The organism is Chryseobacterium gwangjuense (assembly GCF_021311115.1).
GTDB classification, from domain to species: Bacteria; Bacteroidota; Bacteroidia; order Flavobacteriales; family Weeksellaceae; genus Chryseobacterium; species Chryseobacterium gwangjuense.
On record NZ_JAJTNP010000001.1, the window covers coordinates 614,885 to 637,191 of the forward strand.

Here is a 22,307-nt window from a genome sequence, read left to right on the forward strand (position 1 = left end):
AAGTGTGTTATGTTTCATTAAATATAGGAAAAATTATTGAATTGGGATTAAATGGTTGGAAGATGGAGGCGAGAGGATGGAGGTTATTGAAATATGTGAAAACTTTTCTTTTAATAAAAACTTCTAACTTCCCACTTCCAGTTAAATATTCTTAATTTTGATTCATAAAACTCTCCGTTATGGTTGATGCTAAAGAAATATTAAAAGAATATGTTTCAAAATTCACTTCACTTTCTGATGAGCAATTCGATTATATTTTCGGACATTTTAATCTGATTCATCTCAAGAAAGGTCAAAGTCTGATTTCGGAAGGCGATTTTGTGGATCATGAATATTTCGTTTTAGACGGCTGTCTTAAGGCATTTTACCTTAATGATACTATGAAGATGTTTATTCTTCAATTTGCAATGCCAACTTGGTGGGTCACCGACTTTGATGCTCTTTACAGTAAAAACAGAGCAACAATTAATGTGGATTGTATTACAAATGCCAGTATTTTGTCCATTTCAAATGAAGACCGCGAAAAGATTTGCAATGAAATTCATGAAATGGAACATTTTTTCAGGTGGCGAACCAATAAAGGTTATGTTGCTACTCAAAAACGCCTTCTTTCCCTAATGAATAATGATGCAAAATTCAGATATGAAGAGCTCTTGGCGTTGTATCCGCAATTGTATAATCTTGTTCCGAAACATTTGATTGCTGCTTATCTAGGTGTAACCAGAGAAACTTTGAGCAGGCTCCATCAGTAAAAATTAACTGAAAGTCACAATTAAAGTAATTTTTTAATATTTCATTTGAAATCTTTTCCCGTTTTTCACACTCGTTATTTTTTTTGGATTCGGGGCGGCAGCTGCGCTGCCGCCCCGAATCCAAAAAAAAATAAACTCAAACAAATGTTACCTGACAATCATTTAAACATCAACACTTTTTAATATTATTATTAAACTAATTCCTATCTTCCAACAACCAAAAATTCTTAACATTTCGTGATGTACCTCACATAACTTTTTCTTCAGTTCGGCTGAACTTTGTCCTATAATTTAAGACCAATTAAAAATGGACACAAAAAATTTTAAAGTAAACAGCGAAAAAAGTTTAGTTGAATGGATCGGAAGAAAAGTAACCGGAGCCCACAACGGAACCATTGAGGTGGAAAAAGGAAATTTCACTTTTGAAAACGACAATCTTATAGCCGGAAAATTCGTAATCAATACAAAATCAATTACAATACTTGATGTAAAAGATGCAGAAACTAATGCACAATTTGCAAGTCATTTGGCTTCTGATGATTTCTTTAATTCAGATCAATATCCTGAAGCGACTTTTGAAATCACTCACGCGGAACCAGGTGACAATAATCTTTATTATGTAAAAGGAAATCTTACGATCAAAGGAATTACGCATTCAATTGATACGACTTTACAAATCGTAAAAACAGACAACGTAGCAGTTTTAGATGCTAAAATTGTGATTGACAGAACAAAATTCAACATCAAATTCAGATCAGCCAATTTCTTCACCAACCTTGGCGATACATTGATCTACAACAATTTCGATTTGAATGTACACTTGACTGCAGAAACTATTTAAGTAGCAATTTAAAAATTTAACATCATGCCATTCATTACAGTAGATGTTTTACGCGAAGATATTAACCGCGAAACAAAAAAAGAATTGATCAGAAAAATAAGTGAAGTTGTCACTACAGTTTTAAATAAAGATCCTCATTTGACCCACATTCTGATCAATGAAATCGAAGATGATAATTGGGGATATGCCGGAGAACAGGTTTCCGTATTGAAAGAACAAGGTTTTTCAACAGCACCTAAAAAGTAATTTAAAATGAAAAAACAAACAGTCATTGTAACAGGAGCATCATCAGGAATTGGTTTGGAAGTTGCTCGATATTTCTTATACAGAGGTGATAATGTGGTGATTAATTCACAAACAGAATCAAAATTAAAAGATATTTACTACGAATTGGGAGCTGGAGAAAATCTGGCGATGGTTGCAGGAGACGTTTCAAAAAAATCGACGGGAGAAGCTTTGGCAAAAAAGGCTCTTGAAAAATTCGGTTCAATTGATGTCCTTGTAAATAACGCAGGAATCTACGATAATAAGCCGTTTTTGGATGTAACAGAAGAATATCTGGATCAATTTTTAACAACCAATTTAAAAGGAACATTTTTCACGACACAAGCTATCCTTCCGCAAATGATTAAACAGAAAGACGGAGTGGTCATCAATGTCGGAACACCGCTTGTTTATCATGCAATTGCACAATCTCCATCCACTGCACCGATTTCGAGCAAAGGAGCAATTCACGCTTTGACATTGCAATTGGCAGCAGAATTTGGAAAAGATAATATTAGAGTAAATACTGTTGCACCGGGATTAATCAGAACACCGATGCACGATGAAAGTATTGACAACAGTGCGGAAATCCACCTGATCAACCGTATTGGAGAACCGGAAGAAGTGGCACAAATGATCCACTCGATTGCTAAAAATTCGTTTATCTCAGGCGCTATCATTAATGTAGACGGAGGAATGGGTGCCGGTCATAGTTTATAAAAAATGAAAGTTTTAATTGTAATGGCATGGCTGTTTATTGTACCGATAAACAGCTATGCTCAAAAAATCAATGTCATGAAAACAGACAAAACAGAAGAAACAGCCATCAAAAATGCAATTGAGCAATTGTATTTTAAAGGAATTTATGAAGGAAATACCGAGCTTTTAAAAGAGATTTTTCATAAAGATGCTTTGCTTTTCGGAGATGTCAAAGGCGTTCCTTATTACAAGACTGCTACACAATATATTGAAGGGGTCGGAAATCGTATAAGTCCGGAAAAATCGGGGAAAGATTTCAAACCAACCATCATCTCGATTGATGTCATCAATACGATTGCTACCGCAAAATTAAATGTAAAAATGTACGATTTCAATTACTATAATTTTATAACTTTCCATAAGATTGATGGTAAATGGCTCATCGTCAATAAAACATTAACCGATGTAGAACCTTAACAATTTTTCCAACCAAAATCATCAAAAATCATGTGGAATAAAAACAGAATAACCGATTTACTCGGCATAGAATATCCCATTTTCCAGGGACCTTTCGGAGGTGGACTATCGACTGTGGAGTTGACAACAACCGTCAGCAAACTCGGTGGATTGGGTGGTTATGGAGCTTACACCTTATCCCCTCAGGAAATTTTTGATACCGATAAACAGATAAAATCCATCACGGATAAACCTTATAATCTTAATCTTTGGGTGAACGATCATGATATTATTGATCAGGAACACACGGAAAATCAATACAAAAAAGCGGTTGAGATTTTCAAGCCTTATTATGACAATTTAAGCATTGAAGTACCACCACTTCCACCCTCTTTTGAATCGAGATTTCAGAACCAATTGCAGGTTGTTTTTGATATTAAACCTAAAGTTTTCAGCTTTATGTTCGGACTTTTGAATCCGGATATTATTGAAAGATTAAAAAGTCAGGGAACAATTGTGGTCGGAAATGCAACGACAGTCGATGAAGCCATTGCTTTGGAAAATATTGGCGTTGATGTCATTGCTGCTTCTGGTTTCGAAAGTGGCGGTCACAGACCTTCGTTTTTGGAAAAAGCCGAACTTTCAACAACGGGAACTTTTGCTTTAATTCAATTGGTTAAGGATAAGGTTAAAACTCCGCTCGTAGCTGCAGGAGGAATTGCCAACGGTCGCGGAATCACTGCAGCCATGATTTTAGGAGCAGAAGCTGTACAAATTGGAACCGCATTTTTGGCAACAGAAGAATCCGGAGCATTACCGATTCATAAAGAGTTTTTGTTCTCAGAAGCGGCAAGATCTACTACCCTTTCCAGAGCTTACACCGGAAGATTGGGACGCGGAATTACTACTAAGATTACAAGAGAATTGTTGACGGCAACCGATCAAACTTTGCCTTTTCCTTTGCAGACAACCTTTATTGCCTCGATGAGAAAAGCAGCGCTAGAGCAAAAGAAACATGAATTGGTTTTCTTTTGGTCGGGTCAGATTGCACCTATTTTAAAACATAAAAGTACCTCAACATTAATGAAATCTTTAATTGAAGAAGCGAACGAGCTGATGGGATGATTAGGTTGAGAGCCTGGAAGATGAATGCTGGAAGTTTACAATTGGAGTGTAATTTTATTATAATTAATTTTTATACTAATTCAAATGTATTATTGCAGAGTTTGTCATCCTGTCAAGGATCTAAGCATAGTATTAAAAAATATTATGGAAAGGTTCGTATCGAGATTCCTACGGAATGACAAACGCTCTCAATATTTTCTAATGCTTAAATGATTGACTTCCACAATAGCCCCGCTTTCGCTACTCGCTTTTACAGGTTTCGGCGGCGGCTTTGCCGCCGCCGAAACCTGTAAAAGCGAGTAGCGAAAGCGGGAAAAAGCTTCAAATAAAAACTTCCAACTCTCAGCAAAAAAAATTAAACGGTCATTCCAATATCAATTCCTTTAATTTTCCTGTATAAATCGGTTGCGTAATTATCAGTCATTCCCGAAACAAAATCAATTACCCCAAGTACTTTCTGATAATCGGTTCCGTCTTGATAAACGAATTGTTTAGGAAGAAGTTTCAACGCTTTTTTATCATACGACTTTCTTTCCTCTTCATGTTTTAGAATGGAAGGAATAAAATGATCTAATAGTTCATACATTACGTTATAACCAGCATTTTCTATCTCTACCACCGCTTTATGATTGTAGATTTTTTCGATCGAAAAGCTTTCAATATCTTGTAAAGCTTTGTTTTCAGATTTATAAATATCCAAAAGTCCGTTACCTAAATTTCCTTCCAGAATAGTCTCAAAATTGCTTTTATAAAGTTGAATTGACTTATTAATTAAGGCATTAATAACTTTTGCTCTTAGATAAGAAATCTGTTCGTTTTCGTTACCTATAGAATTTAATTTTTGTTCTACCCTGTTCACATCATCTGTTTCAGACTTTACCAATTCAAAAAACAGGTTTTTACAATCAGCCGTTGAAACAATGCCCAATCGATGTGCATCTTCCATATCGATAATATTATAGCAAATATCATCTGCGGCTTCTACTAACCACACAAAAGGATGTCTTTTGAAAATATAAGGTTCTTCGCTTTCTGAAATTAAATTCGTTCCTTTTGCAATCTCTAAGAAAATATCTTTTTCATTTTGAAAGAAACCAAACTTTTTTCTGTGAATAATCCCTTTCTTTTTAGCAATGGCTTCACACGGATATTTTGCAATACTTGCCAGTGTGGAAAACGTTAACTGAATTCCTCCTTCATCTTTGCCTTGCTGTTGATGAGCCAACACTCTGATTGCATTAGCATTTCCTTCAAAATTCACTAAATCCGCCCATTCTTTTTCATTGAATTTAGGCTTTAAATCGTTTTCATTTCGTTCAAAATAGCTTGCAATGGCATCTTCCCCAGAATGTCCGAAAGCAGGGTTTCCTACATCATGACAAAGACAAGCCGCAGCAATCACATTTCCTAAATTGTGAAGGTAAAAGCTTTTAGAATCTTCGGTTAAATCATTTTTAAAACTATCATGAATAAATTCGCCGATGATACTCCCCAAACTTCTTCCCACCGATGAAACCTCCAAAGAATGCGTTAAACGGTTGTGCACAAAAACACTTCCCGGAAGCGGAAAAACCTGGGTTTTATTTTGTAATCTTCTGAAAGCCGATGAAAATATAATTCGGTCAAAATCTCTCTGAAAATCTGTTCTTGAAGCTTTTGTATGTGGATTGTTTCCTGTACGTTGATTGGTGAAAATCTGGTTTAAATTCATCATTTTTCAAAATTACTCCAAATTTTATTTTTATGGAATAGTATTTTAGTTTTTTCAAAAAAAGTACCTCAGAAATCTAATCTAAGCTGAAACTTCCCTCTAAATATTTTTTAAAAACATAATCTACATATTTCATCAACCCATCATTTTCTAAACCTAAAACCTCCAAATCAATTCAACTAAAAGTGATAAAATTTATTAGTCTTTGCATAATGTTTCGAGTTGTTAACATTGCGAATCACTAAACAACAAATACAGAAACATTAATAATTTCATATTTTTTTGAGAATAATTTAATTAAAAACAAAACAAAAAACATAAAAAACATATCATAAAACCAATTTTAAAACCAGTTAAAAACACTGAAAATTAACGTAAAATACTGATAAACATCATTATAATTTAATTTAGATTCCCATATAAATGCCGTAATATTGCAAATGTAAAATTGATAATAAAAAGTCAAATAATTAAAAATAAAACAAATGGTAACTTACATCGGAATTGCAACATGTTTAATCGTATTCTCATCTTACTTCATGACTGCTAGAAAAGAAGGGAATTAATTAAATCCTGTATAAGAAATTTAATCTTATAGAGCAGATTTACTAATTGTATTGTTATGTTTTCAATCTGTACACAGATTGGCGCTCTTTTACTCAATTGGAGTAAAAGGGCAAAAAAAACATAATGTAAGTATCTTTCAACGTAACAAATTTTAATTTTTATAATAGCCGATAGGGTCGAACTTTATGTTCGGCTTTTTTGTTTTATATAGTTTAGATATCTATGTTTGCTTTCTGATAAAACCAAGTCTAGTGATACAAGAAATTGAAATTTTACAAAACACTGTTCTCAGTCCATTGCAATTAAGTATTTCGCACCTCCATCCTGATTCAGAATGTGATGAGTATTTGGGCTATAATTTCCAAGTCGACTCATTTCATATAAAATTTCGGAAAGCAAAGATTACCCCTAAAAAAACAGGGCAATTCGTAACCCTTTGGAAAAGAAATCCCGAAACTCAAGAGACAGAACCTTTTGACATTGAAGATCATTTTGATTTCTGTATCATTCTAACTGCATTCCACAACCAATTGGGACTTTTCCTTTTTCCAAAAAATATTTTGTGTGAAAAACAAATTGTAACGACTCCATCAAAACCGGGAAAGCGGGGCTTTAGGATTTACCCGGATTGGGATATCCCTACCAACAAACAAGCCCAGAAAACACAACATTGGCAGACTTCATTCTTCACTAACATCACGGAAGGCAATTTCCTTGAAAAATTCAATACTATTTTACAAACTCAATTCATCTCAAAACAGCTTTAAACTTTATCTTTGTAGAAATTTTATACGAAATGAATCTGTACAACCTTATTATTCAAGACAAAGAAGAAGTAACCCTGGATGATGTTTTCCTTGCCCCTCAAAATAAGGAACAAATTGTACAGCTTATCAAAGAAAATACCTATTCCAAAGAATTACAGGAATACGGACTTCCGATAAACAATAAAGTACTTTTGGAAGGAAGTTCCGGTTGTGGAAAAACAATGACCGCCAAAGCGATTGCCAATGCTTTAGGTAAAAGTATTATTATTCTTAATTTAAGTAATATTGTCTCCTCCAGAATCGGGGAAACGTCACAGAATATCAAAATGATTTTTGATAAAGCCGGCCGCGAAAGATCTGTTCTTTTTCTTGATGAACTTGATCAGATCGGGAAAGCGAGAGGCAGTGATGACAAAGATGTAGGCGAAATGAGACGACTGGTAAATACTTTGATCCAGTTAATCGATTATTATCCCGAGAATGCACTTTTATTGTGTGCAACCAATCATCCTGAAATTATTGATAACGCTTTAATCAGACGTTTTCAACTGAAGATTAATTATGAAATGCCTTCGAATGATTTTCTGGATCAGTTTTATGATAGTTTATTATCTAAATTTCCTGAAGATTTGAGAAATATTGAGCGAAAATATGGGATTTCTTTTGCTGAAGCAAAGGATTATGCTTTTACAATGGTGAAGGGAAATTTGATTGAAAAGTTGGAAGGAAAACATGAAATTCAGTTATAAAACATATTATTTATTATTATTTATCAGCTTAGTAGCTTCTTGTTCTAAAAAATATACAGGAGAAGTCAGCTTTAAAAACTACAAAATTACTTATCCTATTCATGATGAAGAAAAAGAAAATGAACTTTATTCAGATCACAACATTCCCAATCAATGGGAATATGAATCTGCAATGAGAAAACTTGCACTTTGTCTGTGTGAAAAATACATTCAGAAGCCCGATCCGAAAATCAAAGAGAAAATTACAGAAATTTACATGTACAAATTTGAATTTTATCCCAGAAATAACACATTCAAAAAAGTAGATTTTGATTCTATTTTGATCAATAAAGAAGAAGTTTTTAATTCTGAAATTTTAGTTGATTAGCAAAAGATTATATATATTTAAGGTGATATAAAACTTAATTAAGGTAAAATTATTCTATGAAAACTACTAAACTTTTAAAAAAACTGAGTTCAGAATTTTTAATGGGAATTGCAGGAATTTTGGGAACACATATAGAAACCAAAATAGGTTTAGGTATATTTTTAATCATTCCAGGAATTGCAATATTTTTTTCTAAAGAAATTGCTAATGAAAATAACCCGCTTGTGTTTTATATCATTGGAGGTACTCTAATTTTCATTGCTGCTTTATTGTTTTTTCTAAGATACAAAGAGCTGATGAAAGAAACTGAATAAATTCACTTCTATAATAAACAAGTCTTCAACCTATAAAAAAAGATTGCTTCACTTCCCGCTCGCAATGACAAAATACCGAAAATGGATAATCACAATAAACAAACCTTTAATTGGATAGTGAAACAAGGTAGTATCATACTACTAGCCGACAATGACAAAATACATCTTGAGATTAATAAAGAGACTCATTCAACTTGCTTACTAACTAAGAACGACGCTAAGGAAATAATTTCAATATTAACCGATCTATCAAGAAGTATTTGGGAAAAGCCTGGTTACATTAAAGAACCTTACACAGAAAAACTATATACTCTCGAGAGCGATGGTAAAGTGTATTGGGATATGAATGAAACAAGACTGCATATTGGGCTTAATGAGGAACATAATGCAATTGATGTTAATTATCAAGGCAATAAGGTATTCAAGCTTCCTATAAACTACTCAGTGGAAATAATCCAAATGATGACTCATTTTTCAAACCAACTGTAATAAAACTCCGTCAGCTTATGAAATGTTGATCAATTTTAATAACACAAAAATAAAATCCCTCTCATCACTGAGAGGGATTTTTTATATCTAAAAAACTTTTAATTACATATAAGCTTCAATTGGCTCACAAGTACAAACCAAGTTTCTGTCTCCGTAAGCTTCATCAACTCTTGATACAGAAGCAAAGAATTTGTGATCTCTCACCCACTCCAATGGATAAGCTGCTTTTTCTCTGCTGTATGGTTTATCCCAAGAATCAGAGATTACCAACTGTTCTGTGTGAGGAGCGTTTTTCAATACGTTGTTTGCCGCGTCAGCTTGTCCGTTTGCAATCTCATCAATTTCTTGTTTGATAGCAATCAGAGCTTCTGCAAAACGATCGATTTCTGCTTTGCTTTCAGATTCTGTCGGTTCAATCATTAATGTTCCTGCAACCGGGAAAGAAACTGTTGGAGCGTGGAATCCGTAATCCATCAATCTCTTCGCTACATCAGCAACCTCAATTCCTAAAGATTTGAACTGTCTGAAATCTACGATACATTCGTGAGCCACTTTTCCGTTTTCGTTTGAATATAAAATTGGGAAATGTTCAGCTAAGATTTCTTTCAGATAATTAGCATTCAAAATGGCATGTTCTGTAGATTTTTTCAATCCAACAGTCCCTAGCATTTTTATGTAAGCATAAGAAATATTCAAGATCAAACCAGAACCGTAAGGTGCTGCAGAAATACCGTCGATAGCTTCTTTAGCTCCGATTCTGATGTTCGCATTTGAAGGCAAGAAAGGAACCAAGTGTTTAGCCACACAGATTGGACCTACTCCAGGACCTCCACCTCCGTGAGGAATTGCGAAAGTTTTGTGAAGGTTCAAGTGACAAACGTCTGCTCCGATGTTTCCAGGACTTGTATATCCTACCTGAGCGTTCATGTTGGCACCATCCATATATACTTGTCCGCCATGTTGGTGAATTAACGCTGTAATTTCTTTAATGTTTGCATCAAAGAATCCGTAAGTTGACGGATATGTGATCATTACACAAGAAAGGTTCTCAGAATGCTGTTCTGCTTTAGCTTTTAAATCTTCGAAGTCAATTTCTCCGTTTTCAAGATTTTTAACGACTACAATCTTCATTCCTGCCATTGCTGCAGAAGCCGGGTTCGTTCCGTGTGCAGACTGAGGAATCAATACTACGTTTCTGTGACCTTCACCTCTTGAAATATGGTATTCTCTGATTACCATTAATCCTGCATATTCTCCCTGAGCTCCAGAGTTGGGCTGAAGAGAAGTTCCTGCGAATCCAGTGATTTCTGCTAAATCTTTCTCCAATTCACGGATCATTTCCTGATACCCTTTCGCTTGGTCAACTGGTACAAATGGGTGAACAGCTCCCCAGTTTTCCCATGAAAGTGGCAACATTTGAGTTGCTGCGTTCAGTTTCATCGTACAAGACCCCAAAGAAATCATTGAATGAGTTAATGATAAATCTTTTCTTTCCAGACGCTTGATGTAACGCATCAATTCTGTTTCCGTATGGTATTTGTTGAATACTTCTTCTGTAAGAATTTCGTCTTTTCTTAAATTCTCTGCAGGAATGCTGTATCCTTCTTTAATTTCTAATTTGAACGTTTGCTTATCTTTGAATTGAGCAAAAGAAGCCATTAGAACATTTAATTTATCTAATGTTGTGCTTTCGTTGATCGCAATACTTACTACTCCTTCTGTGAAGTAGTTTAAGTTCAATCTGTGATCAAGCATCATTCTCATCAATCTTCCTTTCTCATCTTCGCTCATCGTAATTTTTACCGTATCAAAGATTGGCTCATCCACGATTTCATATCCTAAAGCCTTCAAACCTCCTTTCAAAGCATTCGCTTTAAAGTGAATCTGATCAGCAATATAATTTAATCCTTTTGGACCGTGATAAACAGCATACATTCCAGCCATTACTGCCAAAAGAACCTGAGCTGTACAAATATTTGACGTTGCTCTTTCTCTCTTGATGTGCTGCTCTCTTGTCTGTAAAGCCATTCTCAATGCACGTCTTCCGTACATATCCTGAGAAACCCCGATGATTCTTCCCGGAATATCTCTCTTATATTCTTCTTTACAAGAGAAAAACGCTGCGTGAGGACCACCGTAACCCAATGGAATACCAAATCTCTGAGAAGTTCCAACTGCACAATCAGCACCCATTGAAGCCGGAGATTTTAATTTAACCAAAGCCATCGGATCACAAGCAACAACAACCTGAAGATCTAATTTTTTATAATCAACGATGTTTTCTGTATAATCTAAAACGATACCGTTTTTACCAGGATATTGTAATAAAACTCCGTAGTAAGAACCGTCAAACTCGTGAGTTTTGTGATCTCCTTCTACGATTTCAATTTCTAATCCTTCAGCTTTAGTTTTCAACACTGAAACTGTTTGAGGTAAAACAAGGTCAGAAACGAAGAATTTGTTTGCTCCTGCTTTTTTCTGATCTTTCGTTCTGTTATTGAAGAACATATGCATTGCTTCTGCAGCCGCTGTAGATTCATCTAATAATGAAGCGTTTGCCAAAGCAAAACCTGTAAGATCGCAAACAACAGTCTGGAAATTAAGAAGAGCTTCCAATCTTCCTTGTGCAATTTCTGCCTGATAAGGAGTATACGCTGTATACCAACTTGGATTCTCAAAAATATTTCTCTGAATTGCTGATGGCAACAATGTATTGTGATATCCAAAACCAATGTAGCTTGTATAATCAGTATTTTTCGATGCCAATTCCTTAGAATGGTTTAGCATTTCGTATTCTGAAAGCGGTTCTGAGATTTCAAGATCTTTTTCTAAACGGATAGAAGAAGGGATGGTTTGAGAAATTAACTCTTCGATACTTGAAACGCCAACTTTTTCCAACATCGCCTGTTTATCGGCTTCATTCAAGGAAATGTGACGGCTCACAAACTGTTCTGTATTCATTTTTTATATTAGATTTTGTTTGTAAAAAAGATGGGTAAAATTACGAATTTTTAGAAAATTACACAAGTAAGTTAAAAACACATCAAAATTGAAAAAACAAGTCTATCTTATTCAATATTAATACTATTTTATTATCATTTACATTATAAAATTCGTTAAAAACCAAACTAATATTAAATTAACATTAATTTTAAAAACTTCTGATTCTTATAAAAAGAAGAGATTTTACTTGAAAATTTCATTTTTATAGTTGACTTAAGATTTCGGGAAGCTATTTTTCATTTTTTATATTTAAAAAGGACATTTAAAAACAATTAAACATCTATAAATCAATAAAATAATATTTTAACATATTTTATTATCTATATTTATTCTAAATTAATATATTTGCATCATGAATATGATTGTCCCATTCAAAGTAGCGCCTTTAGCTCCTGCCTTTTCTTTTACTGCTGAAGAAATGTATTGCGGTGATAAGAAATCTTGCTGTAAGAAATTCAAAAAAGGAAAAAGATGTAAGAAGTGTCCCGGAAGGAAAAAAATGGCTTAATTGCTAAAACTTTTTACTAAAAAATAAATTGCTACTATTAATAGCAGAATACCAGCAACTATTCTTATAATTTTTGGTTGACCATGCGGATTTGCAACTGTTCTTGGTTGTGGCTTGAATAAATCTTCCGCTTTATCTTTAAATTTTTCTGTAGGAGTTTCAAAAACCTCGGTAATGGTAATCCCCTGAACCGCCGTTTTATGCAATAGTGAATTCGTTGCATGAAGCAAAATCTGGAATTTTCCGTCTTTGAATTCCGTGATCTTAAAAACTCTTTCCCCATAAGGTTTTTCCAATCCGAAAGGTAAAACTTTCACCACATCAGCATTTTGCGTCTGCCAATTGATGATAATCTCCTCTCCTTTTTTTGCATGAATTTTATTGGCCGTGAAAGTCTTTATCGAAGGCGGAATATTATATCTGAAACTTTTCTGATGACTTTCTAAATTCTGATCATAAGAATATCTTCTGCTTTTATCGCTCAAGGTCTCATAAGCTTCCTGAATTTCGCGAAAACGGCCTGCAAAGAAATCATCGTTTTCATTTTTATCAGGATGATATTTTAAGGATAATTTTCTATAAGCCTTCTTGATATCTTCTTCTGAAGCATCATGAGAAATCCCGAGAAAATAGTAGTAATCTTTCATTGAACTCTACAAAAATAAGGATTTTGTCATTGCGAGCAAAACGAAGCAATCTGTTTTAACTCTAATTTTTTTGTCATTCTGGATAGAGGTTAGTGGAGTGAAAAATCTATCTTTAATGCAAGTTCATAAAAATTTTTCTTTGAAATGATTGAATGTATTTTCTTTCAATAAAACACCCTAAAATTCCCCTTCAAAGAAGGGGTGGATTTTTGCGAAGCAAAAAAGACGGGGTAGTTTAATATGTATAATGCAATTACTTCATACGACTTAAAACCACCCCGTCAAAAATTCCTCGAATTTTCGCCACCCCTCCGGTGGAGGGGAATTTTCGACTGTTGGTGGTCATACATATAAAAATTCCGGCTCGGGAAGCGAAGCTTCCCGAGCCGGAATTAACAATTTCAATTTAGCTACTTTCTATATTATGCTTCCGCAATATTTTCTTTTCTTTCAAAGCCTCTATGATGACATCTTGAAGCAAATTCTTTCTTAAATTTCCCTTTCAGCTCCTGATATTCTTCTTCATTCATTTCTCTAATTTTATCGGCTAATCCGAAAGGAGATTTTTCTTTGATTCCGTATTCTTCAAAAATACCTTTTACAAATCTTTTTCTTTGGATGGCTTTTTTAGCGATCATGGCTACTCCGGTAACAGCTAATGCACCCAAAGCTCCTTTTAATACTGAATTTTTCATTTTTTCAAAATTTTAAATTTTACTACTTTGTTTTTTATATAGACGAATCAATCTTTAATTTTACTTTACTACTTCTAAAATTTAATTATTCGTTTGTTCTGTTGTGTCTGTTGAAGAAGCCGCCTTCACATTTACTTCTCCATACTTCTTTGAATTTTTCTCTTTCTTCGGGTGACAAATGCATCATTTTCTCTCTCATTTTTCTTTCCTTGAAATCTTTCATTCCTTTTCCGAAATGGAAACCTCCGAAAAGAATTTTACTTAAAATCAATATACCCATTGCCTGCCAATATGTTATTGATTTCACTCCTAAAATTTCAGGAAGGAGACAATTCCAAAGTGCCATGACGATCCATGTAACACCTAATAAAATCAACGGGGGACACAGAATTAAAAAAATCCACCCTTTTTTATGTTTATGATTCATACCTTTCTTTTTTACTAACTATTTAAATCTTCGTATAATTTTCTCAATCTGTTTCTCAAATGCTTTACAGCATAGTTTTTCCGACTGATAATTGTTTTAATATTTTCGCCTTGTTCGTCAGCGATTTCCTGGAGTGTTTTGTCGTTGAGTTCGTTTTCTACGTAAACCAGCCTTTGTTTTTCGGGTAATTCTTCCAATGCTTCAAACAGCTTTTTCCAAATTTCATCCTGAAACATTTTCACTTCCGGTCCTGCACTTTCATCCATCAATAAAATATCTTTGATTGAAAAGTCACCGTCTTCATCTTCATAAACGAAATCTTCTAAGTTTTCGGTTTTCTTTTTACGGTATTTGTCTGTGATTTTATTAGCTGTAACTCTGTACAACCAACCACCAACGTTCACAATCTCAGACAAATTGGTGAGACTACTGAACTGATACCACACTTCCTGCAGAATATCTTCCGCATCTTCCGTATTTTTCACTTTCGGACGAATATACGACATCAGCTTTCCTCCGTACTTTGAAACGGTTTGCGAGATGATATTTTCCTTCTCCTTCTGTGGCATTGCTATTTTTTCGACAACCTCCATATTGCTATGACGATTGAAATTTTTGTTTTACTTTAATAAATTTAAAATATTTTTCCGGAATTTCAATTTTTCTTTTATTCATCGGATTTAAAAACAGTTCATTTTATATTGAAATCTTAAAATAAAAAACGGAAAGTAAAAATTTACTCTCCGTTTCATTAATTATAAAAATATTCGTTTTTATTTATTAAAATTCTCTGCAAAGAAACCAAGCATAGATTTATAGAATTCCAGTCTGTTAGGCTCTTTTCCAAATCCGTGTCCTTCATCATATTTTACCATATAAGGAACTTCAAAACCTTTACCTCTTAATGCTTTTACAATCTGATCAGATTCGTTGATATTAACTCTTGGATCATTCGCACCCTGAACAACAAATAATGGTTTTTTAATTTTGTCGATCTGGAAAACTGGGGAAACTTCTTTGGCAATTTTCGCTTCTTCAGGATTATCAAGATCATACCAGATCTGTTTTACCATTTCTTTGTAAGGCTTCCAATATTCAGGAAATGAATCGAAGAAGGTGAAGATATTTGAAACTCCGACATAATCCACTCCACAAGAATAGAGATCCGGTGTTTTAATCAGTCCCATCAAAGTTGCATAACCTCCATGACTTCCACCATAAATAGCGACTTTATCTTTATCAACCCAACCTTGTTGAATAGCATATTTTACACCATCTTCCACATCATCCATTGCTTTCCTACCGATCTGTTTATATCCAGAAACCTGAAACTCTTTTCCATATCCTCCGGAAATTCTAAAATTCACCTGTAAAGTCGCATATCCTCTGCTTGCAAACAATTGTGTTTCAGGATTGAATCCCCAACTATCTCTGATTCCTTGCGGACCACCATGAGGATTTACCACTAATGGAACTTTTTTGCCTTCTAAAGCAGCTTTTGGTAACGTAATATATCCATGAATCGTCAGCCCATCACGACTTTTAAATTCAATCGGTCTCATTTCTGCCATATCCTCTTCTTTTAGTTGAGGCATAAGATCGAAAAGAAGTTTTATCGTTTTTGATTTTGTGTCATACTCGTAATATTTTCCGTATAGTTTATCGCTGCTGACTACAACTAGCAACTTATTTTCATTATCATCCGAAGAAACTACATAATATTGTTTGTCTCCGAACTCTGATTTCAGCTTTGCATATACTTCTTTATAAAATGTACTTACAGGAATGACCTCATCTTTAATTCCGTTATAATTAATATAATCCAGTTCATAATTCCTGTTTTTTTCAGCCAGGCTTATTGAACTTACATCAAAGGTGGGATTAGAATAAACTTCTTTAATAATGGCATTTTTCTTTAGATCATATAAAACAATTCTTGATTTATCACTGTCTAAATTTGTCACAACATAAGCTTCATCTTTATTTTTAGAATTATAATTAAAACCAATCACACTGAAGGTATCTTTCCAATCTGTTGATTTTAAAAGATTAAACTTACCGGTCTGCTGATCTTTATAATATGTTTTTGTCGTTAAGCCGTTTTCAAGAACAATATACCCTCTCAGATTCCCGTCTTTATCAAAAAGATAATCATCAATCGGGCTCTTAGCATCTTTATTTTCATACAATTGAGTGATTTCACCGGTCTTGAAATTGATTTTATAAGGCTCAAAAATCTGCTTGTTGTTCTTATTCATCGTCACAACAACATAATCAGTATCTTTAATTAATCTTATAGTCCCTAAAGTAATTCCTTCGAAAGGTGTTAAATCTTTCAGATTTTTCCCATCAATATCTGCGGCATATAAATGAATATTTTCATTTCCTCCTTTATCCTGAGTATAGAAAAGACGGCTTTTATTGAGCCAGCCATAACTTCTGATAAGATCTTCTTTTTCAACAAGTGCTTTTGTTATTTTTCCAGATTTTAAATCTTTTACATAGACATGATTTTTCATGTCCTTATCTTTTTCTTTGTAAGAAAGGTATTGTCCGTCCGGAGAAATTTTAAATTGTGAAGCTTTGGGTCTTGCAAAGTAATCTTCAACTTTATATTTAAAGTTTCCTTTATCGTAAGATATAAGTTTGTCTAAAGTAACCTTGGAAGATACTAAAGTCGGGTCACCCGGTAATTTTGCCGTCGAGCTTTGTGCGTTAATCATAATTGTTGATAGTACAATATGAGCAGTGGTTAAAATTTTGTGATTGAGGTTCATAACATATATTTTTGATTAGGTTTTGTGTCTTCATTTACTTTTACAAATAAGTATTTATTAATAAGACACTTAAACTACAAAAAACGTTACATTTTTTTCACAATATTTTGAAAAAAAAGACCCGAAAATAATTATTTCCGGGCCTTATATTATAATTGTCATTAAATTTTAAGTCAAATAAATCCCAAAATACCAGGTCCAAACTATTAAAATAAGCTGCATAAGAATTCTTTCTTTATAAAGATAGCTCATTCCCGGACCAGTGTAATCAGCCTTGAAAATATTTATTCTCTTTTTTGAAGCATTGATATTGGCAACAAAAACCAATACATAGAAAATAATCAATAAAACAGCTGTAATTTCTCGAATGGAAGGAATCATTAATCCTATTCCGGCTGCAATTTCAATAATTCCCGTAAAGTATACCCAAAACATTTTAGCAGGAATAAAATCGGGAATCATCATCGCCATTCCTTTCTGAAATTTAAAATGAGAAAAGCCTGTGAAAATAATAAACACAGCCATTCCTAAATTTCCCGAGAACAAAAAATTCCAGTTTCCCTGAACGATTTTTATTCCCAGTAAAGCCAGAATAAATGTTGCAAAAAGAATGCTTAATAATTTCACACTTTTTAATTTTCAGCAAGATTTTTCACCACTTCCAATCCTTTTATAAACCCTGTATTCATATGATCCCGCCATTCTTTTTCAACCTGAACCTCAGCATGAAGTTTGGTTTTGCCATCAAAATCTATTAAAATATATTTCTCAAAACACCCGTTCCATTCCATCACTTCTTTGCTTTGAGTATCTTCATTTCCCTCTTTATCCACCATTCCTAAATGTTTAAAAATGATCTGATCCGGTTCTTCAATACTGTCAATGGTTGAAACCATTCCCTCTCCTTCTGAGTTTAGGAAATACGTTTTTCCGCCCACTTTCCAGTTTGATTTCATCACGGTAACAGAATCAGGATCTGGACTAAAAAATCTCGTCCATTCACCGTACGTTTTCTCATTCCAAAGAACGTCCCAAACCTTCTGCTTCGGAGCATCAATGATTTTTTCATAAGATAATGTTTCCATATTTTCAGATTTTTTAATTAAAATTGATTTTCAGAAAGTTGTTTCACAATTTGCATGGCCTTTGGAAATTTTTCTTCAAAAAAACCTTTAAACTCTTCCGGTGTCTGAATTTCACTTTTCAGTTTTGTCCCTTCATCATTTTCTTCCAAAATATAAGCTTCTGTTGCTTCACCCCAATCTTGCGGGGCTTCTACTCCATTATAAATTTCGCCAAGATGCAAAAATTTGATTTCTTTACCCGGAATATTTTTTTCTACCCGGCTAAACATTCCGTTGTTGTTTGGATCTAAGAATTTTATCGTATTTCCCTCTTCTAAAGTTCCCTGATAAAAAGAGCCTTCCGTAAAAGCTGTTGTCCATTGTCGATACGAAATATCATCCCAAAGTACATTCCATACTTTTTCAGGAGATGCATTGATCTGTATTTCAAAAACTAATTTTTCCATTACTTCAAACATTTTTAGATTAATTTAAAATCACTTTTCGTAAACATGCCCATCTTAACATCACATCAAACCACAAGCCGAAAAATGAAAATGAATTATCTTTAAGAATTATAAGCATTTTCCAACTCTGCAATGATGATTTTCTGCATTTTCATCATCGCCTGTACTACTTTTTGTGCTTTCGTCTGATCCGGATCACTCATTAACTGAATCAATCTTTTAGGAACAATCTGCCAGCTAAAACCGTATTTATCTTTCAGCCATCCACACATACTTTCTCTTCCTCCATCGGAAGTTAAGGTATTCCAGTATTTATCGGTCTGTTCCTGATCGTCGGTCATTACCACCATCGAAATTCCTTCATTAAAGTCAAATTGATGATCGTAAGAATTATCCATACAGAAGAAATCATAACCATCAATTTCAAAGTGTGCATGCTGAATATTTTCAGCAGGTTCCGGAATTGGGTGACCTTCACTTCCTTCTCCATATTTCAAAATATTTCCAATTTTAGAATTCGGGAAGGTTTTCGTATACAATTCCATCGCTTCCATTGCTTTTCCATTGTTTTCATGGATAAACATTAAGGTCGGAACCATCTTTTGTTCGCTGGCTTTTTCACCCAAGAAAATCTGCCAGGTTACTCCGTATTTGTCCTGAACCCAGCCATATTTTTTGCTCCACGAATAAGCATCTAAAGGCATTAAAACCATTCCTCCTTCCTGTAATTGATCCCAGTATTTCTGAACTTCATCTTCTGTATCACAAATCACCATAAAAGAAACTGAAGCATTCTTCGTGAAATGTGGTCCGCCATTTAAAAGCATCAATTTTTGTCCAAAAATCTCAATATTCATCACAACAGGAGTATCTGCTGTAATTCTTCCGCCAAATACATTACAATAAAATTCAGCTGATTCTTTTGCTTCTCCATCATACCAAAGACATGGAAAAATATCGTTATTCATAATTTAAATTTTAAGTTGGTTTTTATCGTTTACTATGAAAAGAAGCAATCATATTTTGAGAACTCTTCTTTTTTCCATCGCAAACAATAATATTTAATTTCTAATTATTTTTAAAAGAAACGTTATTTTCTTTCATATAATTTTTTAGTTTTTCCATAGCATTCTTTCCGAAACCGTGTAACTGCATAATTTCTAATTCAGAATAGTCAGAAAGCTTTTGCAAAGAGTCTATTTTCTCTTTTTCCAACGCTCTTCTTGCAGGCATAGCAATCACACCCTGTAAAAAATTTCCTTTCTCAACAACATGATTAACAGCACAAATGGAAATTAAAGATTTTGCCATTATCACCAAATTTATCATGATTTCAAAGAGTTCTTAATGGTTTTCTACATATTTATGAAAGTTATTCAAAATCGCATACCATCCATCTCTTTGCATTTCCACAGAGTTTTGCTTTTCCGGATCGAAATTTATTTTAACATTCGTTGTATTTTCATCAATTTTATCAAAAACAACTTCTACGTTTCGCCCATCTTCCATGTGATACTTTAGTTTTTCAGCAGGAACAACTTCATCGTAAATACCTTCAAAATCAAATCCAAAACTTCCGTCTTTCGCTTCCATTCTGTTTTTAAATTTTCCACCTACTCTTAAGTCATTTTCAGAATTTGGGCATTGCCAGGATTCGTGTGCAAAATTCCATTTTGTAATATGCTTCGGCCCGTTATAATAGTCCCAAACCTTTTGTACAGGAGCTAAAATCGTGATGTCAATTTTAATAGGTTCCATATTATTATATTTTTTGTGATTGAGGAAAAAGGGCAACTAAAGATCAGTTACCCTTTTATATAATTTAGTTTTAAAGATAAGATTATTTCGTGTATTCTGCGTTATAGTTTACCATCCAGTGAACACCATATTTGTCCTGGAAACTACCGAAATAGTCACCCCAAAATTGATCTTCAATCGGCATTTCTACATTTCCGCCTTCTGAAAGCCCTTTGAAAAGTCTGTCAGCTTCATCTTTGGATTCAGGAAAAATTGAAACATAATTATTATTTCCAACATTCAGGTTTTGTCCGAAGCTCGGAACAATATCTGATGCCATCAACAAATCTCCGCCAATCGGAAGCGCAATATGCATGACTCTGTTTTTTTCTTCGTCTGATAAATTTTCTGTTCCGGGAGCATTTCCCATTTTGTGAATTTCACCCAGAAACTCTCCTCCAAAAACAGATTTGTAAAAATTGAAAGCTTCTTCTGCTTTCCCATCAAAATTTAAGTACGGATTTAATTTAGCCATGATTTCTATTTTTTTATTGTTTTTATATTTAAATTTTTAGTGATTCAAAAATTTTTCAACTTCGTTTATTGTGAAATCTATTAATTTTCTATCTACATTTCCTCCAAAATCTGCCATCATATATGAACCGTGAGTTGCTGGGAGAATCATCAGCTGAGAACCTTCCACCAAACGCCACATTTCAACAACGTGTTCAGGTTTCATTACATCTTTATCTCCTGAAATAAATAAAGTCGGAGCTTTGATTCCTTTTAAAATATCTTCACTCCAGTCCTCAAAAGTCTGCATTCTTTTACTGTCTTTATCAAACATATTTTCAAGTGCAGAAAAGTCGGGATTTAAATTTAAAAAATTGATTTTCAAAGGTTCCGGCATTGAATCTAATGTTGCCTCCATCATGATTTCGAAAAAACCATCCATCATACCGCTTCTTTTAAAAAATGCCGATGCAACAATAAGTTTTTCAACCATTTCGGGATAAAGATGAGCAATCTGCATTACGGTACTTCCGCCATTACTAAAACCCCAAAATGAAGCTTTTTCTATATTAATTTCTTTCAAAAGAGCAGCGATATCATGAGCATCCTGTTCGAAAGTTTCAGGAATATCACGATGCTCCGTCATTCCGTGATTTTGTAAATCGATTCCAATTAACTGAAATTGACCTTCCAGTCTGGAAATGACTTCCTGATAGTCAAACAACAACGAAGATCCTCCTCCATGAATCAATACCAAAGGTTTTCCGGAACCATAGATTTCATAATACATCCTGATTCCGTTAACTTGCTTATATCCTTTTTCAACAGGATTCATTCCTTAATATTTTAAATCTTTGTCAAAGTCATATTTCATTCCTTCGTAGTTCAGAATTCTGCGCATTAGACCGATTTGTCCGCACAGATAATCTTCACGACCTATACACATTCCTACAAAATTCAGAACGGTTTCCGGGAAAAAATCAATGTTCATTCCCATCGGAAAAGCTTTATCCAGTTCTTCGTCCGTTGCTTCCAACAATCTTTGGTAAACCAGAGGTGAAATTTTATGAAATTCTTCTTTTAATTCCTGTAAAGTCGGATATGTTAAGCTTTCATCAAGAGCTTTTCCCCGAAAGAAAAAATCTTTATACTTAAATTCTTCGGTAAGCCCGAGAACAAATCCTAATCCGTAACGCATATCCAGAAAATTCCCAACCATCCAGATGATGTGATTGGTTCTTCCTTCAATTCTTTTTAAAGCATCTGCTTCGGAAATCCCGTCAAGAACCAGCAAAAAAGTCTGGCTGTGTCCTCTGTAAGCAGGAATTATAATGTCTAATTTTCTTGATGTTGATGTATCCATTTGTT

28 protein-coding genes are annotated in these 22,307 nt (G+C 33.9%); 12 read left to right on the forward strand and 16 right to left on the reverse strand.

From position 1 onward, the window contains the following. Positions 1-179 precede the first annotated feature (179 nt). The 6 genes from LV842_RS02750 to LV842_RS02775 all read left to right on the forward strand — a co-directional run bounded on the left by LV842_RS02750 (position 180) and on the right by LV842_RS02775 (position 4,137). Positions 180-752: a Crp/Fnr family transcriptional regulator gene (locus LV842_RS02750; protein WP_233109927.1), complete on the forward strand. Its 573-nt coding sequence runs from the start codon at positions 180-182 to the stop codon at positions 750-752. A gap of 307 nt (positions 753-1,059) precedes the next feature. After that, positions 1,060-1,593 (forward strand): YceI family protein, encoded by a 534-nt coding sequence (locus LV842_RS02755; RefSeq protein WP_233109928.1) that lies wholly within the window; start codon positions 1,060-1,062, stop codon positions 1,591-1,593. 24 nt (positions 1,594-1,617) lie between these two features. Further along, positions 1,618-1,839 (forward strand): tautomerase family protein, encoded by a 222-nt coding sequence (locus LV842_RS02760; protein ID WP_233109929.1) that lies wholly within the window; start codon positions 1,618-1,620, stop codon positions 1,837-1,839. Between the two features lie 6 nt (positions 1,840-1,845). Continuing rightward, a complete protein-coding gene (locus LV842_RS02765; RefSeq protein ID WP_233109930.1) occupies positions 1,846-2,577 on the forward strand; it encodes an SDR family NAD(P)-dependent oxidoreductase in 732 nt (243 codons plus the stop codon). 3 nt (positions 2,578-2,580) lie between these two features. Next, on the forward strand, positions 2,581-3,033 hold the full coding sequence (locus tag LV842_RS02770) for a nuclear transport factor 2 family protein (protein WP_233109931.1): 453 nt from the start codon (positions 2,581-2,583) through the stop codon (positions 3,031-3,033). A gap of 30 nt (positions 3,034-3,063) precedes the next feature. Next, positions 3,064-4,137, forward strand: coding sequence for an NAD(P)H-dependent flavin oxidoreductase (locus LV842_RS02775; RefSeq protein ID WP_233109932.1), 1,074 nt, complete (start codon positions 3,064-3,066; stop codon positions 4,135-4,137). Positions 4,138-4,492: 355 nt separating this feature from the next. Here the strand turns inward: LV842_RS02775 and LV842_RS02780 are convergent, their stop codons facing one another. Further along, entirely contained in the window at positions 4,493-5,848 is a 1,356-nt protein-coding gene (locus LV842_RS02780) for a deoxyguanosinetriphosphate triphosphohydrolase (RefSeq protein WP_233110059.1), read from the reverse strand. 818 nt (positions 5,849-6,666) lie between these two features. Here LV842_RS02780 and LV842_RS02785 point away from each other — a divergent pair. The 5 genes from LV842_RS02785 (at position 6,667) to LV842_RS02805 (ending at position 9,101) form a co-directional block, all read left to right on the forward strand. After that, complete coding sequence (locus LV842_RS02785) at positions 6,667-7,182, forward strand: MepB family protein (RefSeq protein ID WP_233109933.1); 516 nt, start codon at positions 6,667-6,669, stop codon at positions 7,180-7,182. Positions 7,183-7,211: 29 nt separating this feature from the next. Next, a complete protein-coding gene (locus LV842_RS02790) occupies positions 7,212-7,931 on the forward strand; it encodes an AAA family ATPase (protein ID WP_233109934.1) in 720 nt (239 codons plus the stop codon). Then, complete coding sequence (locus LV842_RS02795) at positions 7,915-8,298, forward strand: hypothetical protein (RefSeq protein ID WP_233109935.1); 384 nt, start codon at positions 7,915-7,917, stop codon at positions 8,296-8,298. Before LV842_RS02790 ends, LV842_RS02795 begins: the two co-directional genes overlap by 17 nt. 56 nt (positions 8,299-8,354) lie before the next feature. Then, the gene (locus tag LV842_RS02800) at positions 8,355-8,612 is read left to right on the forward strand and encodes a hypothetical protein (RefSeq protein ID WP_233109936.1); all 258 of its coding nucleotides are present in this window, start codon (positions 8,355-8,357) and stop codon (positions 8,610-8,612) included. An 81-nt stretch (positions 8,613-8,693) separates the two neighbouring features. Next, positions 8,694-9,101, forward strand: coding sequence for a hypothetical protein (locus LV842_RS02805; RefSeq protein ID WP_233109937.1), 408 nt, complete (start codon positions 8,694-8,696; stop codon positions 9,099-9,101). Positions 9,102-9,203: 102 nt separating this feature from the next. On the opposite strand, the gene gcvP is transcribed toward LV842_RS02805, so the two are convergent. After that, a complete protein-coding gene (gene gcvP / locus LV842_RS02810) occupies positions 9,204-12,062 on the reverse strand; it encodes an aminomethyl-transferring glycine dehydrogenase (protein WP_233109938.1) in 2,859 nt (952 codons plus the stop codon). 394 nt (positions 12,063-12,456) lie between these two features. Between gcvP and LV842_RS02815 the strand changes: the two genes are divergently transcribed. Then, positions 12,457-12,612, forward strand: a complete 156-nt coding sequence (locus tag LV842_RS02815; RefSeq protein WP_233109939.1) for a hypothetical protein — start codon at positions 12,457-12,459, stop codon at positions 12,610-12,612. Here LV842_RS02815 and LV842_RS02820 read toward each other — a convergent pair. The 14 genes from LV842_RS02820 to LV842_RS02885 all read right to left on the reverse strand — a co-directional run bounded on the left by LV842_RS02820 (position 12,609) and on the right by LV842_RS02885 (position 22,302). After that, positions 12,609-13,259: a J domain-containing protein gene (locus LV842_RS02820; protein ID WP_233109940.1), complete on the reverse strand. Its 651-nt coding sequence runs from the start codon at positions 13,257-13,259 to the stop codon at positions 12,609-12,611. The two genes, LV842_RS02815 and LV842_RS02820, sit on opposite strands and share 4 nt — an antisense overlap. A gap of 422 nt (positions 13,260-13,681) precedes the next feature. Further along, on the reverse strand, positions 13,682-13,954 hold the full coding sequence (locus LV842_RS02825; protein ID WP_233109941.1) for a hypothetical protein: 273 nt from the start codon (positions 13,952-13,954) through the stop codon (positions 13,682-13,684). Positions 13,955-14,039: 85 nt separating this feature from the next. Continuing rightward, positions 14,040-14,381, reverse strand: coding sequence for a hypothetical protein (locus tag LV842_RS02830; RefSeq protein ID WP_233109942.1), 342 nt, complete (start codon positions 14,379-14,381; stop codon positions 14,040-14,042). Positions 14,382-14,395: 14 nt separating this feature from the next. Then, complete coding sequence (locus LV842_RS02835; protein ID WP_228424253.1) at positions 14,396-14,950, reverse strand: RNA polymerase sigma factor; 555 nt, start codon at positions 14,948-14,950, stop codon at positions 14,396-14,398. 204 nt (positions 14,951-15,154) lie between these two features. Next, a complete protein-coding gene (locus LV842_RS02840; protein WP_233109943.1) occupies positions 15,155-17,158 on the reverse strand; it encodes a S9 family peptidase in 2,004 nt (667 codons plus the stop codon). Positions 17,159-17,326: 168 nt separating this feature from the next. Continuing rightward, positions 17,327-17,785: a DoxX family protein gene (locus LV842_RS02845; RefSeq protein ID WP_233109944.1), complete on the reverse strand. Its 459-nt coding sequence runs from the start codon at positions 17,783-17,785 to the stop codon at positions 17,327-17,329. 5 nt (positions 17,786-17,790) lie between these two features. Continuing rightward, the gene (locus LV842_RS02850) at positions 17,791-18,243 is read right to left on the reverse strand and encodes an SRPBCC family protein (protein ID WP_233109945.1); all 453 of its coding nucleotides are present in this window, start codon (positions 18,241-18,243) and stop codon (positions 17,791-17,793) included. A gap of 17 nt (positions 18,244-18,260) precedes the next feature. After that, positions 18,261-18,689, reverse strand: a complete 429-nt coding sequence (locus tag LV842_RS02855) for an SRPBCC domain-containing protein (protein WP_233109946.1) — start codon at positions 18,687-18,689, stop codon at positions 18,261-18,263. A 101-nt stretch (positions 18,690-18,790) separates the two neighbouring features. Next, the gene (locus LV842_RS02860) at positions 18,791-19,657 is read right to left on the reverse strand and encodes a VOC family protein (protein WP_233109947.1); all 867 of its coding nucleotides are present in this window, start codon (positions 19,655-19,657) and stop codon (positions 18,791-18,793) included. A 100-nt stretch (positions 19,658-19,757) separates the two neighbouring features. Further along, on the reverse strand, positions 19,758-20,000 hold the full coding sequence (locus LV842_RS02865) for a helix-hairpin-helix domain-containing protein (protein WP_233109948.1): 243 nt from the start codon (positions 19,998-20,000) through the stop codon (positions 19,758-19,760). A gap of 33 nt (positions 20,001-20,033) precedes the next feature. After that, entirely contained in the window at positions 20,034-20,447 is a 414-nt protein-coding gene (locus LV842_RS02870) for an SRPBCC family protein (RefSeq protein WP_233109949.1), read from the reverse strand. A gap of 82 nt (positions 20,448-20,529) precedes the next feature. Beyond that, a complete protein-coding gene (locus tag LV842_RS02875) occupies positions 20,530-20,961 on the reverse strand; it encodes a VOC family protein (RefSeq protein ID WP_233109950.1) in 432 nt (143 codons plus the stop codon). Between the two features lie 36 nt (positions 20,962-20,997). After that, positions 20,998-21,774, reverse strand: a complete 777-nt coding sequence (locus LV842_RS02880; RefSeq protein WP_233109951.1) for an alpha/beta fold hydrolase — start codon at positions 21,772-21,774, stop codon at positions 20,998-21,000. A 3-nt stretch (positions 21,775-21,777) separates the two neighbouring features. Then, a complete protein-coding gene (locus tag LV842_RS02885) occupies positions 21,778-22,302 on the reverse strand; it encodes a DinB family protein (protein ID WP_233109952.1) in 525 nt (174 codons plus the stop codon). Positions 22,303-22,307: the final 5 nt, after the last annotated feature.

What these genes read in the sequence shown, in the direction of transcription:
- LV842_RS02750 (WP_233109927.1), top strand. Translation starts at nt 180, where the DNA reads ATGGTTGATGCTAAAGAAATATTAAAAGAATATGTTTCAAAATTCACT.
- LV842_RS02755 (WP_233109928.1), top strand. Translation starts at nt 1,060, where the DNA reads ATGGACACAAAAAATTTTAAAGTAAACAGCGAAAAAAGTTTAGTTGAA.
- LV842_RS02760 (WP_233109929.1), top strand. Translation starts at nt 1,618, where the DNA reads ATGCCATTCATTACAGTAGATGTTTTACGCGAAGATATTAACCGCGAA.
- LV842_RS02765 (WP_233109930.1), top strand. Translation starts at nt 1,846, where the DNA reads ATGAAAAAACAAACAGTCATTGTAACAGGAGCATCATCAGGAATTGGT.
- LV842_RS02770 (WP_233109931.1), top strand. Translation starts at nt 2,581, where the DNA reads ATGAAAGTTTTAATTGTAATGGCATGGCTGTTTATTGTACCGATAAAC.
- LV842_RS02775 (WP_233109932.1), top strand. Translation starts at nt 3,064, where the DNA reads ATGTGGAATAAAAACAGAATAACCGATTTACTCGGCATAGAATATCCC.
- LV842_RS02780 (WP_233110059.1), bottom strand. Translation starts at nt 5,848, where the DNA reads ATGAATTTAAACCAGATTTTCACCAATCAACGTACAGGAAACAATCCA.
- LV842_RS02790 (WP_233109934.1), top strand. Translation starts at nt 7,212, where the DNA reads ATGAATCTGTACAACCTTATTATTCAAGACAAAGAAGAAGTAACCCTG.
- LV842_RS02795 (WP_233109935.1), top strand. Translation starts at nt 7,915, where the DNA reads ATGAAATTCAGTTATAAAACATATTATTTATTATTATTTATCAGCTTA.
- LV842_RS02800 (WP_233109936.1), top strand. Translation starts at nt 8,355, where the DNA reads ATGAAAACTACTAAACTTTTAAAAAAACTGAGTTCAGAATTTTTAATG.
- LV842_RS02805 (WP_233109937.1), top strand. Translation starts at nt 8,694, where the DNA reads ATGGATAATCACAATAAACAAACCTTTAATTGGATAGTGAAACAAGGT.
- gcvP (WP_233109938.1), bottom strand. Translation starts at nt 12,062, where the DNA reads ATGAATACAGAACAGTTTGTGAGCCGTCACATTTCCTTGAATGAAGCC.
- LV842_RS02815 (WP_233109939.1), top strand. Translation starts at nt 12,457, where the DNA reads ATGAATATGATTGTCCCATTCAAAGTAGCGCCTTTAGCTCCTGCCTTT.
- LV842_RS02820 (WP_233109940.1), bottom strand. Translation starts at nt 13,259, where the DNA reads ATGAAAGATTACTACTATTTTCTCGGGATTTCTCATGATGCTTCAGAA.
- LV842_RS02825 (WP_233109941.1), bottom strand. Translation starts at nt 13,954, where the DNA reads ATGAAAAATTCAGTATTAAAAGGAGCTTTGGGTGCATTAGCTGTTACC.
- LV842_RS02830 (WP_233109942.1), bottom strand. Translation starts at nt 14,381, where the DNA reads ATGAATCATAAACATAAAAAAGGGTGGATTTTTTTAATTCTGTGTCCC.
- LV842_RS02835 (WP_228424253.1), bottom strand. Translation starts at nt 14,950, where the DNA reads ATGCCACAGAAGGAGAAGGAAAATATCATCTCGCAAACCGTTTCAAAG.
- LV842_RS02840 (WP_233109943.1), bottom strand. Translation starts at nt 17,158, where the DNA reads ATGAACCTCAATCACAAAATTTTAACCACTGCTCATATTGTACTATCA.
- LV842_RS02850 (WP_233109945.1), bottom strand. Translation starts at nt 18,243, where the DNA reads ATGGAAACATTATCTTATGAAAAAATCATTGATGCTCCGAAGCAGAAG.
- LV842_RS02855 (WP_233109946.1), bottom strand. Translation starts at nt 18,689, where the DNA reads ATGGAAAAATTAGTTTTTGAAATACAGATCAATGCATCTCCTGAAAAA.
- LV842_RS02860 (WP_233109947.1), bottom strand. Translation starts at nt 19,657, where the DNA reads ATGAATAACGATATTTTTCCATGTCTTTGGTATGATGGAGAAGCAAAA.
- LV842_RS02865 (WP_233109948.1), bottom strand. Translation starts at nt 20,000, where the DNA reads ATGGCAAAATCTTTAATTTCCATTTGTGCTGTTAATCATGTTGTTGAG.
- LV842_RS02870 (WP_233109949.1), bottom strand. Translation starts at nt 20,447, where the DNA reads ATGGAACCTATTAAAATTGACATCACGATTTTAGCTCCTGTACAAAAG.
- LV842_RS02875 (WP_233109950.1), bottom strand. Translation starts at nt 20,961, where the DNA reads ATGGCTAAATTAAATCCGTACTTAAATTTTGATGGGAAAGCAGAAGAA.
- LV842_RS02880 (WP_233109951.1), bottom strand. Translation starts at nt 21,774, where the DNA reads ATGAATCCTGTTGAAAAAGGATATAAGCAAGTTAACGGAATCAGGATG.
- LV842_RS02885 (WP_233109952.1), bottom strand. Translation starts at nt 22,302, where the DNA reads ATGGATACATCAACATCAAGAAAATTAGACATTATAATTCCTGCTTAC.